This window comes from Pseudoxanthomonas koreensis (genome assembly GCF_041890415.1).
Classification (GTDB): Bacteria; Pseudomonadota; Gammaproteobacteria; order Xanthomonadales; family Xanthomonadaceae; genus Pseudoxanthomonas; species Pseudoxanthomonas koreensis_A.
Map to the genome: position 1 here is coordinate 2,719,617 of NZ_CP169056.1, position 13,687 is coordinate 2,733,303.

The window sequence follows — 13,687 nt, forward strand, 5'->3', positions numbered from 1 at the left end:
ACAGCGCTGCCATATTGAAATTGCCTAGCGGTAATAGGGTTTTATGTGCGATGTAGCTGTGTTACAGATACCAGTCCAGGCTGATCAGCCAGCTCCGGGGAGGGGCAGAAAATGTTGCAGGGCAATAACCAAAAGGCGTTACTGCATCGCACCATCGAATTGACCCCGGGAGACAATCCGTGAGCGCCAGCCCCGTGCAGGCCGGCCGGGTGAGCCGTTACCGCTGGGTCATCTGCGCCCTGCTGTTCTTCGCCACCACGATCAACTACGTCGACCGCGCCGTGCTTGGCGTGCTGGCGCCCACGCTGTCGGCGGAGTTCGGCTGGAGCCAGCAGGACTACGGCGTCATCAGCGCCGCGTTCACCCTGGCCTACGCCATCGGCTTCCTGCTGGCCGGCTGGTTCATCGACCGGGTCGGCACCCGGGTTGGCTACAGCGTGTACCTGACCGTGTGGTCGCTGGCGGCCGCCGCGCACGCGCTGGCCAAGTCGGTGGTCGGTTTCAGCCTTGCCCGCTTCGCGCTGGGCCTGGGCGAATCGGGCAACTTCCCCGCGGCCATCAAGACCGTGGCCGAATGGTTCCCCAAGCGCGAGCGCGCGTTTGCCACGGGGGTGTTCAACGCCGGCTCCAACATCGGCGCGATCGTGGCGCCCCTGTTGGTGCCGTGGCTGGCGCTGACCTGGGGCTGGCGCACGGCGTTCGTCGCCACCGGCCTGGCGGGACTGGTGTGGCTGGCGTTCTGGTTGCCCGTGTACCGCCGGCCTGCCGAACATCCCAAGGTGTCGCCGGCCGAGCTGGCGCTGATCAACAGCGATACGCCCGACGCGCCGGTCAAGGCCTCGTGGCTGCAGCTGCTGCGCTTGCGCCAGACCTGGGCATTCACCGCAGGCAAGTTCCTGAGCGATTCGGTGTGGTGGTTCTACCTGTTCTGGTTCCCGATGTTCATGGCCGACCGCTTCGGCGTGGACCTGCGCACCATCGGCCTGCCCATGGTCACCGTGTTCCTGCTGGCCGATGTCGGATCGGTGGGCGGCGGCTGGTTCAGCTCGTTCCTGATGAAGCGCGGCTGGAGCGTCAACGCCGCACGCAAGACCGCCATGCTGGTCTGCGCGCTGTGCATACTGCCGGTGGTGTTTGCCCCGCACGTCGAAGGCCAGTGGGTCGCGGTGTGGCTGATCGGGCTGGCGGCGGCCGCGCACCAGGGCTTCTCGGCCAACCTGTTCACGCTGACCTCCGACATGTTTCCGCGCGCCGCGGTTGCTTCGGTGGTCGGCATCGGCGGTTTCGCCGGCGCGATGGGCGGCTTCTTCATGAACCTCGGCGCCGGCTGGCTGCGCCAGAGCACCGGCAGCTACGCGGCGATGTTCATCATGGCCGGCGGTGCCTACCTGGCGGCGCTGCTTGTCATCCACCTGCTCGCGCCACGGCTGCAACCGGCGCAGCTGGACCCCCGCAACTGAGTCTGGCGCCGCGGCCTGCCGGCCCCGGGCGCTTTATGCAAACCCGGCGCGGCAACGCGCCGGCACGAGGACAGTACACGATGAATCGCCCGCGCTTCCCATTGATGGTCCCGCTGCTTTGCCTGCTTGCTGCGCTGCCGTGCGTGGCCTCGGCGGCGACCGACTGCCGTGCGCCCGCCGCGGTGTGCGAGCAGGCAGGCGGCAACGCCCTGGCCCTGATCGAGCGTGGCACGCCGGTGCAGGTGCTGGTGGACAGCGCGGATTTCGCGGCCGTGCACCTTGCCGCCGACGCCCTGCGTGGCGACCTGGCCGCGGTCGCCGGCGGCGCACCGGCCGATGGCCAACCGCGCACCGCCATCATCGCCGGCACCCTGGGCCACAGCGCGCGCATCGACCGCATCGTGCGCGACAAGGCCATCGATACCGCTGGTGTCGAGGGCACCTGGGAGGCCTACCTGCTGCAGGTGGTCGACACGCCGGAGCCGGGCATCGACCGTGCCCTGGTGGTGGTCGGTGCCGACCGGCGCGGCACCGCGTTCGGCCTGTACGAACTGTCGCGCCGCATCGGGGTGTCGCCGTGGACCTGGTGGGCCGACGTCGCCCCGGCGCAGCGCGCCAACCTGCACATCGCACCCGGCCGCTTCATCGATGCACCGAAGGTGCGCTACCGCGGCATCTTCATCAACGACGAGGAGCCCGCGCTGGGCGGCTGGAGCCGCGCCACCTTCGGCGGCACCAACCACCAGTTCTACGAGCGCGTGTTCCAGCTGATCCTGCGCCACAAGGCCAACTACCTGTGGCCGGCGATGTGGCTGCCGCGCGCGTTCTACGACGACGACCCGAAGAACGCCGAAGTCGCCGACGCCTACGGCGTGGTGATCGGCACCAGCCACCACGAGCCGATGATGCGCGCCCACGACGAGTGGTCGCGCCACGGCAGCGGGCGCTGGGACTACGCGACCAACAGCAAGGTGCTGCAGGAGTTCTGGCGCGGCGGCATGCAGCGGCTGCAGGGCCGCGAGGCGGTGGTCACCCTGGGCATGCGCGGCGACGGCGACGAGCCGATGAGCGAGCAGACCGCCACCGCGCTGCTGGAGAAGATCGTGGCCGACCAGCGCGCGATCATCGGCCAGGTCACCGGCAAGCCGGTCGAGCAGACCCCGCAGGTGTGGGCGCTGTACAAGGAGGTGCAGGACTACTACGACAAGGGCATGCGCGTGCCCGACGATGTCACCCTGCTGTTTGCCGATGACAACTGGGGCAACATCCGGCGCCTGCCCGACCCGGCCGACACGCGCCCCGGCGGCTACGGCGTGTACTACCACTTCGACTACGTCGGCGGCCCGCGCAACTACAAGTGGATCAACACCACCCAGGTCGAGCGCGCCTGGGAGCAGATGCGCCTGGCCTGGGCCCACGGCGTGGAGCGGCTGTGGGTGGTCAACGTGGGCGACATCAAGCCGCAGGAACTGCCGATCAGCGCGTTCCTGGACCAGGCCTGGGACCCGGACGCGGCCGACCTGGAGTGGGTGAAGCAGTACCCGGCCAGGTGGGCGGCCGAGCAGTTCGGCGCCGAGCATGCCGCCACCATCGGCGCGCTGGCCAGCGACTACACCCGGCTCAACGCGCGGCGCAAGCCGGAGCTGATCGACGCGGCCACCTGGAGCCTGGTGCACGACCGCGAAGCCGAGCGCGTACTGGCCGAATGGGACGCGCTGGTGGAGCGCACGCAGGCCATGGCGGCGAAGATCCCGACCCGCCAGCGCGATGCCTGGTACCAGTTGATCGAATACCCGGTGCTGGCCAGCGCCAACCTCAACCACCTGTACGTGGCCGTTGCACGCAACCGGCTGTATGCGGCGCAGGGCCGCGCATCGGCCAATGCCTGGGCCGACCGCGCACGCACCCTGTTCGCGCGCGACGCCGCGTTGCAGCGCGTGTACGAGCAGGACATCGCCGACGGCAAGTGGGTGCACATGATGAGCCAGCCGCGCATCGGCTATACCCACTGGCAGTCGCCGCCGCGCAACATCCTGCCGGCGCTGGCCAGCGTGGATGCGCCGGAACAGGGCGTGACCGGCGTGGCGATCGAAGGCGATGCCAACGCGTATCCGGCACTGCTGCGCGGCCCGCGCCTGCCCGAGCTGGACCCGGTGGCCGCGCCCACGCGCGAGGTGGTGGTGTTCAACCGCGGCCAGGCGCCGATCGCATTCACCGCCACCAGCCGCACGCCGTGGCTGAAGGTGTCGCCGGCCTCCGGCGAGGTGACCGATGCGCAAGCGCTGCAGTTGCAGGTGGACTGGGATGCGCTGCCCGAAGGCCGGCACCAGGGCCAGGTGTCCATCCGCGGCAAGGACTGGACCGAGGTGTACGTGGCGGTGCCGGTGAACAAGCCGCCCGCCCATCGCGGCGTGCGCGGCTTCGTCGAGGGCAACGGCGTGGTGGCGATCGAGGCCGAGCACCACAGCCGCGCCATCGCCCCGCCGGGCGGCCAGTGGCAGGTGATCCCGAACCTGGGCCGCACCCTGTCGGCAGTCACCGCCTGGCCGGCCACGGGTGGGCCACTGGTGCCCGGCGGCGACAGCGCGCGCCTGGAGTACCCGCTGGTGATGGATGCCGACGGCGAAGTGGAGGTGCGGGTGCTGGTGTCGCCGACCCTGGACATCCGCCACCGCGGCGGCCTGCGCTACGCACTCTCCATTGGCGACGAGGAGCCGCAACTGGTCAACGTGCGCCTGGACCCCACCCCCGGCGACCGCGACTTCACCGCCTGGGAAGCGGCGGTGATCGACAACGCCCACATCGCCCGCTCGCGCCACCACGTGCGCGCCGGTGCCAACACGGTGAAGCTGTGGCTGGTCGATCCGGGGCTGGTGTTCCAGCGCATCGAGGTGGCAAGGGACCCGCATCCACGCGGTACCCTCGGCCCGGTGGAAAGTGCGCGGCGCTGAATGCCGCCAAGTGTGCGGCGCTGAAAAGCGCCCAAGTGTGCGGCGCCGAGCCGCCACGCCTCGCGCGGGTCGACAGGCCCGCCCTGTCCCAGGAATTGAAACTTCATGCTGAACGCGACATCCCGCCCGCTGGTCCTCCACCAGGACCGGCTGTTCCCCTCCGACCCGACCCAGCGTGCGGTCGCGCAACGCCTGTACGCGCAGGTCGCCGCGCTGCCCATCATCAGCCCGCACGGCCACACCGATCCGTCGTGGTGGGCCACCGACGCCCCGTTCGCCAACGCCACCGAGCTGCTGCTGGTGCCGGACCACTACGTGTTCCGCATGCTCTACAGCCAGGGCATCGCGCTGGATGCACTGGGCATCCCGCGCGCGGATGGCACGCGCGCGCAGGTCGACCCGCGCGAGGCGTGGCGGCTGTTCGCACGCAACGTCCACCTGTTCCGCGGCACACCTTCGTCGTTGTGGCTCAACCATGTGTTCCATGAGGTGTTCGGCCTGCGCGTGCGCCTGGACGCCGGCACCGCCGACCACTACTACGACACCATCACCGAGGCGCTGCAGACCCCGGCCTTCCGCCCGCGCGCCCTGTTCGAACGCTTCAACATCGAGGTCATCGCCACCACCGAAGGCCCGCTGGACAGCCTGCGGCACCACCAGGCAATCCGCGACAGCGGGTGGTCCGGGCGCGTGGTCACCGCCTATCGTCCCGACCCGGTGATCGACCCCGAGCACGGGAAATTCGCGTCGGCGCTGGAGCGCTTCGGCCAGCTTACCGGCGAGGACGTGCACGACTGGGACGGCTACCTGCGTGCGCACCGCAACCGGCGCGCGTTCTTCAAGCAGATGGGGGCGACCTCGACCGACCACGGCCACCCCAGCTGCGCCACCGCCGACCTGGCCCCGGCGCAGGCGCGGGCGCTGTTCGGCAGGATCGTGGGCGGCCGTTTCGATGCGGCCGATGCCGAGCTGTTCCGCGCGCAGATGCTGACCGAGATGGCGGCAATGAGCCTGGACGATGGCCTGGTGATGCAGATCCACCCGGGCTGCTTCCGCAACCACAACCGCGGCCTGTACGAACGCCACGGCCGCGACAAGGGTGCCGACATCCCCGTGCGCACCGAGTACGTGCATGCGCTCAAGCCGCTGCTGGACCGCTTCGGCAACGCACCGGACTTCCGCCTGATCCTGTTCACCCTGGACGAGAGCACCTACGCGCGCGAGCTGGCGCCGCTGGCCGGGCACTGGCCGTGCCTGCTGCTGGGCCCGGCATGGTGGTTCCACGATGCGCCCGAAGGCATGTGGCGCTTCCGCGAGCAGACCCTGAGCACGGCAGGCTTCTACAACACCGTCGGCTTCAACGACGACACCCGCGCGTTCCTGTCCATCCCTGCACGCCACGACGTGGCCCGCCGCATCGATTGCGCGGTGCTGGCCAAGCTCGTGGCCGAACACCGCATCGACGAGGACGAGGCCGCCGAGGTCGCCACCGACCTGGCCTACCGCCTGCCGAAGGAGGCATACCGCCTGTGAACATGATCGACCGCAACCGCACAGGCGCCCCGGCCAGCGCACGCCGATGGCTGGCGGCGGTGCTGCTTCTTTGCCTGCTGGCACCGCTGCTGGCGGCCGCCACCCCGCGCGAGCGCGTGCTGCTGGACACCGGCTGGCGTTTCCATCGCGGCGATCCGGCCGGCGTGGACGGCCGCCTGGATTACGACGTGCGCCCGGAGATCACCCAGAGCGCCGACGGCAAGGTGGCCGATGCGCGGCCCGACGAGGCGGTGCGGATCGAAGCCACGCGCCCGGTGCTCAAGCCGTGGATCCTGCCCACCGGCAACCGCTTCATCCGCGACCCCAAGCAGCGCCACGCGCGGCCCGATGCCGCGCCGCCGGTAGGCGACATCGCGTTCCTGCGCGCGGATTTCGACGACAGCCACTGGCAACCGGTGAGCCTGCCGCACGACTGGGCCATCGCCGGCCCATTCATCGCCGACGGTCCGTATGGCGGCATGGGCCGGCTGCCCAGCTGGGGCATCGGCTGGTACCGCCGCAGCCTCGACATCCCCGCGTCCGACCACGGCCGGCGCGTGTACCTGGACGTCGGCGGGGCGATGTCCTACGCCACCGTCTGGCTCAACGGGCAGCTGGTGGGCGGCTGGCCCTACGGCTACAACAGCTGGCGCGTGGACCTGACGCCCTACATCGAATTCGGCGGCAGCAACCAGCTTGCGATCCGGCTGGACAACCCGCCCGAATCGGCGCGCTGGTATCCCGGTGGCGGCCTGTACCGCGACGTGCACCTGACCACCACCGCGCCGGTACACGTGGCCCAGTGGGGCACGCATGTCACCACGCCCGAGGTCTCGCCGCAGTCGGCCACCGTGCACCTGGCCGTGACAGTGGACAACACCACCGATGCGCCGGTGCACGCGCAGGTGGAGACCGAGTTCTTCGCGCTGGATGCAAATGGCCAGCCGCAGGGCGAAGCGGTTGCGCGCATCCCCGCCATCGGCTTCGACATCGTTGCCGGCGGCAACACCAAGGCGACCTCGCGCGCGCGCATCGCCACCCCGCGCCTGTGGGGCCCGCCGCCCAGCCAGCAGCCCAATCTGTACCTGGCCGTGACCACCGTGCGCCAGGACGACCGGGTGATCGACCGCCACGAAACCCGCTTCGGCATCCGCGACGTGCAGTGGGATGCGGACCGCGGCGTGGTGGTCAACGGCGAGCACATCGTGCTCAACGGCGTGAACCAGCACCACGACCTGGGCGCGCTTGGCGCCGCGTTCAACCTGCGCGCCGCGCAGCGCCAGCTGGAGATCCTGCGCGGCATGGGCGTCAACGCCATCCGCATGGCGCACAACCCGCCCGACCCGCAGTTGCTGGAACTCACCGACCGCATGGGCTTCCTGGTGATCGACGAGGTGTTCGACTCCTGGGAGAAGAAGAAGACCCCGCTCGACTTCCACCTGGTGTTCCCCGACTGGCACGAGGCCGACCTGCGCGCGATGCTGCGCCGCGACCGCAACCATCCATCGGTGATCCTGTGGAGCGTGGGCAACGAGGTCGGCGAGCAATATGACGGCGAGGCCGGCGCGGACATCGGCTGGGGGCTTGCGCAGATCGTGCGCGAGGAGGACCCGACCCGCCCGACCACCGCCTCGATGAACTGGGCCAAGGCCGACATGCCCTTCCCCGGCATGTTCGACGTGATCAACCTCAACTACCAGGGCGAGGGCATCCGCCAGGATCCGGAGTTCGAGGGCACCGAGCGCATCCGCACCCCGCCCTCGTATCCTGATTTCCGCGCCACGTTCCCGGATAAGGTCATGTTCGGCAGCGAGACGGCCTCGGCGCTCAGCACCCGCGGCACCTATCTGTTTCCGGTGACGCCGGCGCAGAGCGCGCCGGTGCGCGACCACAATGGCGGCGGCGATTCGGCGACCCAGCGGGTCAGCGCCTACGAACTTTACGCCGTGGATTTCGGTTCCTCCGCCGACAAGGTATTCGCCACCCTCGACCGCCACCCCTACGTGGCCGGCGAGTTCGTGTGGAACGGCTTCGACTACCTGGGCGAGCCCACGCCGTACTACAGCGCGCGCAGCTCCTACAGCGGCATGATCGACCTGGCCGGCTTCCCCAAGGACCGCTATTACCTGTACCAGGCGCGCTGGCGGCCGGACCTGCCGATGGTGCACATCCTGCCGCACTGGAACTGGCCCAACCGCATGGGCGTGGTGACCCCGGTGCACGTGTTCACCAGCGGCGACGAGGCCGAGCTGTTCCTCAACGGCGTCTCGCAGGGGCGCAAGAAGAAGGGTCGCCACGAATACCGCCTGCGCTGGGACGCAGTGGCATACCAGCCCGGCGAACTGCGCGTGCAGGCGTACCGCAATGGCAAGCCGTGGGCGCAGGCGACGCTGGAAACCACCGGCGCGCCCGCGCAGCTGGCGCTGGAGGCCGACCGCAGCCGCATCGGCAACGACGGCCGCGATCTGTCCTTCATCACCCTGCGCGTGCTCGACGCGCAGGGCCGCGCCATCCGCAACGCCGACAACCTGGTGCGCTTCGAGGTCCAAGGCCCGGCCGAACTGGTGGCCACCGACAACGGCGACCCGCGCGACCTCACCGCCTTCCCCTCGCCCGAGCGCCGGGCCTTCAGCGGCCTGGCACTGGCCATCGTGCGCGGCCTGCCCGGCCAGTCCGGCACCGTGACCGTGAAGGCAAGCGGCGACGGACTGCAGGCCGGCGAGCTGCAACTGCAGGTCGGCCAGCCGCAGTGAGCCTGCGCGCACCCGGCATGACCACGGGCACCGGCCAGCCTGCGCCGCCCGGGCACGTTGCATCGCGCGCGGGCCGGTGTTCTATTCCGCACTCGGCCGCACGGCCGAGACCTGCCACGTAACGCGACCAATTCACGAGGTCCCCATGCACCAGCGCACCATCCTCCGCTCCCTTGCCGCCGCTGCCGCGCTGGCCTGCGCATCGGCCGCCGTGGCCGCCCCGCCGCCCACCGCGCTCAAGGATGCCTACGCCGAGGCCTTCCTCATCGGCACCGCGATGAATGCGGACATGGTCGCGGGCAAGGACGCGCGCGCGCAGGCACTGGTGCCGCTGCACTTCAACGCCATCACCGCCGAGAACGTGATGAAGGCCGAGGTGCTGCACCCCACGCCCGACACCTGGGACTTCGCCGCCGCCGACGCCTTCGTCGAGTTCGGCCAGCGCCACGGCCTGTTCATGGTCGGCCACACCCTGGTCTGGCACAACCAGACGCCGGCCTGGTTCTTCCAGGACGAAAACGGCTCACCCGCCGACCCGGCCACGATGCGCGAGCGCATGCGCCAGTACATCCACACCGTTGCCGGGCGCTACGCCGGTAAGGTGCAGGCCTGGGACGTGGTCAACGAGCAGATCGGCGAGGACGGCAACTACCGCGACACGCTGTGGACCCGCGCCTACGGTGGCGACGGCGATGCGCTGATCCGTGATGCCTTCCGCTTTGCCGCCGAGGCCGCGCCCGACACCCAGCTGTACTACAACGACTTCAACGCCTGGCGCCCGGAGAAGGTGGCCGGCATCGTGCGCATGGTGAAGATGCTGCAGGCCGCCGGCATCCGCATCGACGGCATCGGCATCCAGGGCCACTGGGGCCTGAACTATCCGTCGACCGCGCATATCGAGGCCGCGATCGACGCCTATGCCGCGCTCGGAGTCAAGGTGATGGTCACCGAGCTCGACGTCGACGTGCTGCCGCTGACGAAGGAAGGCCAGATCATCGGCCAGGGCATGACCCACCCGCAGTTCCAGCTGCCCGAGTTCAAGACCTTCCTGGATCCCTACCGCGACGGCCTGCCGGCCGACGTGCAGCAGCAGCTGGCCGACCGCTACGCCGAACTGTTCGGCATCTTCCACGGCCGCCGCGACAAGCTGCATCGCGTCTCGGTGTGGGGCGTGGAGGACGGCATGTCATGGAAGAACGGCTACCCGATCCCGGACCGCACCAACTACACCCTGCTGTTCGACCGCCAGGGCCAGCCCAAGCCGGCGCTCGATGCCGTGCTGGCAGTGCCCGCGGAGCGCTGAACCCCGCATCTTCTTCCGCCACCTCGCCGGACATCCGCATGGCCACCGTCCGCAACCCCGTCCTCACCGGCTTCCACGCCGACCCGTCGATCCTGCGCGTGGGCGATGACTACTACATCGCCACCTCCACCTTCGAGTGGTGGCCGGGCGTGGCCATCGCCCACTCGCGCGACCTGCAGCACTGGCGCACCCTGCGCCCCGCGATCACCCGCACCTCGCAGCTCGACCTGCGCGGGCGGCCCAACTCCGGCGGCGTCTGGGCGCCGGCACTGAGCCACGCCGACGGGCTGTTCCACCTGATCTACACCGACGTGCGCGGCTGGACCGGCGAGTTCAAGGACGTGCGCAACTACCTGGTCACGGCAAAGGACATCGAGGGCCCGTGGTCGGAGCCGGTGCACCTCAACAACTCGGGCTTCGACCCGTCGCTGTTCCATGACGAGGACGGCCGCAAGTGGCTGCTCAACATGGTCTGGGACCATCGCCCCGGCTACAACAGCTTCGGCGGCATCCTGCTGCAGGAATACGACCCGGCCGCGCGCGCCCTGGTCGGCCCGGTACACAACATCTTCCGCGGCACCCCGCTGGGCCTGGTGGAAGGCCCGCACCTGTACCGCATCGACGGCTGGTACTACCTGCTGGTGGCCGAGGGCGGCACCTTCGCCACCCACGCGGCCACGGTGGCGCGCTCGCGCCGCATCGAAGGCCCCTACGAAGCCATGCCCGATGGCCCGCTGCTGACCAGCGCGCATGATCCGAAGCTGCGCCTGCAGGCCGCCGGCCACGGCTCGTTCGTGCAGCATGCCGATGACAGCTGGAGCCTGGCCCACCTGTGCCGCCGCCCGCTGCCCAACGGCAGATCGATCCTCGGCCGCGAGACCGCGCTGCAGGACATCACCTGGGTGGACGGCTGGCCGCGCCTGGCGCACGGCGCCAACACGCCGGCCGACAGCTTCACCGCGCCCAACCTGCCCGCCCATCCCTGGCCTGCACTGCCTGCACGCGACGACTTCGATGCGCCGGAACTCGGCCCGCACTGGCAGTCCCCGCGCGCCCCCATCGATGCCGACATGGCCAGCCTCACCGCGCGCCCCGGCTTCCTGCGCCTGCATGGCCGCGAGAGCATCGTCTCCAACTTCGAGCAAAGCCTGGTCGCGCGCCGCCAGCAGGCGTTCCGCATCGAGGCCTCCACCTGCGTGGAGTTCTCGCCGCAGGACTTCCAGCAGATGGCCGGCCTGGTCGCCTTCTACAGCACCGACAGCTTCTACTACCTGTTCCTCTCCCGCACCGCGCATTCCGCACGCTGCCTGGGCCTGATGCGCTGCGAACGCGGCCAGGTCACCTGGCCGGTGGAGAAGGAATACCCGCTGGACGACTGCCAGCGCGTGTACCTGAAGCTTGCCATCGACCACGACCGCATCCGCTTCGCCTACTCGCGCGACGGCGAAACGTGGAGCGCGGTGGGCTGGGAACACGACGCCTCCATCCTCTCGGACGAGCACGCCGTACCCTGCGGCTTCACCGGCAACTACGTCGGCATCGCCTGCCAGGACATCAGCGGCCGGCGCCTGCATGCCGACTTCGACTGGTTCGAGTATCGGGAGCTGGGGGACGAGGGCTAATCGGCCTGCTACGTGCGCACCACCACCGTGCCTGCCATGTAATCGTGAACCGCGCGACGTCTGTGGTTGAACATCATGGTGACGAACTCACCGAGCACCCACACCTGTATCAGGAGGGTGACGATGGGGTACCAGGCCGGAGCCCGGGCAACTATGACCCTCACCTTCTCCATGTAGCTCAGGGAGAGGTAGTAGGCATCGCCCATCGCCAGTGCGCCTTTCACCATCGCCAGGGAAGACAGGGCCGTCAGCAGGAACAGCACCGAATAGCGGAGGAAGGCCGCCCTCGTGGTCACGGACGCGCCATCCACCATCGCGATCCGCATCTTGAGGATCAGCTTCCCCGGCGTTCCGCCATATCGCCTGACCAGGTACACGTGGAAGGCCAGCCCGATCAACAGACTGGGGACAAACCAGTAGGCGTGGAACAAGCGCGACATCTCACCAAGGACGTACGTTAGCCAGCCCAACGGCAGGAAGATCACCACGTCGATCCAGTAGGCCCCGAAGCGGCGCCAGAAGCCCGCATAGACCAGTTCGCCAGGTCCGGCCGAGGGGTTGGACATGCGCTCGTCGGCGATTGAAGCGGCGCTTGCCGCGTACGGATTGTCCTGCATGCAACCTCCATGTCTGATCAGGATTTGGCGGTGCTACGCCCCCAGGCGTCGGCTTCGGATGCCAACAGCACCCAGCGACTGAATTCCTCATCTTCAGTCTCAGGTGGCCTCCACAGGCTGCAGTTCATTGAGTTCTCATGGCCAACAATAAACCGCTGTGACTCAAGGTATTTTTCTACAACCTGTATGTAATCAGGGTCTGCAGATTCAAACATGAGGAATCTCCGACGCGATGACTCTTCAGTCAATGCCTAAGGATGCTCTGAACAAACCCAGCGCCACGTTCGAGCAGCAGGGAGCTCATTCCATTTGACCGAACACGGCACGTGGATTCAATGGCTTACAAGGCATTGCCACCGTCTTGTTTGCCTCGCATGACCGAACAGATGAGTTGTTCAGACCTTCCCTAACGCCTGAATTAAGCCGACCCGCGAAGCGGGTTCGGCTTGAATGAATTGTTAGACATCTCTCTCGCGAATGGCGCGAAGTGCATTTACCAGCTCTGGCCCATTCCTCTGAACAAAGTCTACTTGCGACTCTGTTACCTCCTCCCCGTGTATAGCTAGGGAACAGATTGAGTAGACCTCCCGAATTACGTTGGCCATCTGCTTGTCTATGAGCTCGTTCCTTGTCAGAAGCCACAGGAGTCTGGAGACAGGAGCGAATCGACGCTGATCTGGCTCATCGTCTAGTGATGCGGCGATGGCCCGAAGCTCTACCTCAATGTCCCTTCTGGACGTAAACATGATTTGCTCTCGCTCGGAGAGCATTCTTGGAGCTTGAGCGGTGGCCCTGCTGTCAATTGGATAGCCCTGGCGCTCCAATCGGTCTATTGCCGAGTGGAGGCGTTGCTCGACCTCGCCAAGTTTGTGATCGGGCGGTGGCTGAGAACCAGCTCCAACCCAGAAATTTGGTGAGACGTGAGAGCGGATCTCGACCGAGTTCCGAATATCTGCCCGAAGGGATTCAATGTCCCGCGTTAGTTCCTTCTTTGTCTCTTCAATCTTCTGCTTAAGAGTCAGCCCCGGAAGATGGACTTCTGCGAAGAGCGGACCAAGGCAGACGCCGATCCAGACCAAGAACAATAGAAAATCTATTGGTTTAGCCTCACCGGAAGCCAAGTCTGAGAATCTTTGGAGCATGAAGATGCTGAGGCAGGCTATGAGGATAAACCACCAGATTGCCCTGAAGTTTTTGGTGAACCACATAGATGCTCCAGAGATGTCTAACGCCTATTAGCCCCCACTTCCAGGGCGGTATCGCCCCAATACTGGCGCAAATCGAGGTGGTATTAAATAGCACCCGTTTCCGTAAATATGACGCAGCCGACGTAGATATGACGCAGCCGACAATGTAGGCCTTCCAGCTTAGCCGTGCCTACGTCCTGCCATCCAGCCGGGCGCAACGCCACAGGCACGCGCCGACATCCACGCCCACTCCACACCCCC

The 13,687-nt window shown here is 67.8% G+C and carries 8 protein-coding genes; 6 read left to right on the forward strand and 2 right to left on the reverse strand.

What is annotated here, in order from left to right:
• The first annotated feature begins 179 nt into the window (after window positions 1–179).
• The 6 genes from ACEJ41_RS12400 (at window position 180) to ACEJ41_RS12425 (ending at window position 11,622) form a co-directional block, all read left to right on the forward strand.
• On the forward strand, window positions 180–1,460 hold the full coding sequence (locus tag ACEJ41_RS12400) for an MFS transporter (protein ID WP_374012567.1): 1,281 nt from the start codon (window positions 180–182) through the stop codon (window positions 1,458–1,460).
• Window positions 1,461–1,540: 80 nt separating this feature from the next.
• On the forward strand, window positions 1,541–4,411 hold the full coding sequence (locus ACEJ41_RS12405) for a glycosyl hydrolase 115 family protein (RefSeq protein ID WP_374012568.1): 2,871 nt from the start codon (window positions 1,541–1,543) through the stop codon (window positions 4,409–4,411).
• A gap of 105 nt (window positions 4,412–4,516) precedes the next feature.
• Window positions 4,517–5,944 carry a glucuronate isomerase gene (gene uxaC / locus ACEJ41_RS12410; RefSeq protein ID WP_374012569.1) on the forward strand — a complete coding sequence of 476 codons (1,428 nt, stop codon included), beginning with the start codon at window positions 4,517–4,519 and terminating at the stop codon, window positions 5,942–5,944.
• Window positions 5,945–5,946: 2 nt separating this feature from the next.
• Window positions 5,947–8,697: a beta-galactosidase GalB gene (gene galB, locus ACEJ41_RS12415; RefSeq protein ID WP_374014148.1), complete on the forward strand. Its 2,751-nt coding sequence runs from the start codon at window positions 5,947–5,949 to the stop codon at window positions 8,695–8,697.
• A gap of 145 nt (window positions 8,698–8,842) precedes the next feature.
• A complete protein-coding gene (locus ACEJ41_RS12420) occupies window positions 8,843–10,000 on the forward strand; it encodes an endo-1,4-beta-xylanase (protein ID WP_374012570.1) in 1,158 nt (385 codons plus the stop codon).
• Window positions 10,001–10,038: 38 nt separating this feature from the next.
• On the forward strand, window positions 10,039–11,622 hold the full coding sequence (locus ACEJ41_RS12425; RefSeq protein WP_374012571.1) for a glycoside hydrolase family 43 protein: 1,584 nt from the start codon (window positions 10,039–10,041) through the stop codon (window positions 11,620–11,622).
• 8 nt (window positions 11,623–11,630) lie between these two features.
• Here the strand turns inward: ACEJ41_RS12425 and ACEJ41_RS12430 are convergent, their stop codons facing one another.
• Together ACEJ41_RS12430 and ACEJ41_RS12435 are read right to left on the reverse strand one after the other, a co-directional pair.
• Window positions 11,631–12,239 carry an RDD family protein gene (locus ACEJ41_RS12430; protein WP_374012572.1) on the reverse strand — a complete coding sequence of 203 codons (609 nt, stop codon included), beginning with the start codon at window positions 12,237–12,239 and terminating at the stop codon, window positions 11,631–11,633.
• A 458-nt stretch (window positions 12,240–12,697) separates the two neighbouring features.
• Complete coding sequence (locus tag ACEJ41_RS12435; protein WP_374012573.1) at window positions 12,698–13,447, reverse strand: hypothetical protein; 750 nt, start codon at window positions 13,445–13,447, stop codon at window positions 12,698–12,700.
• Between the last annotated feature and the right edge of the window lie 240 nt (window positions 13,448–13,687).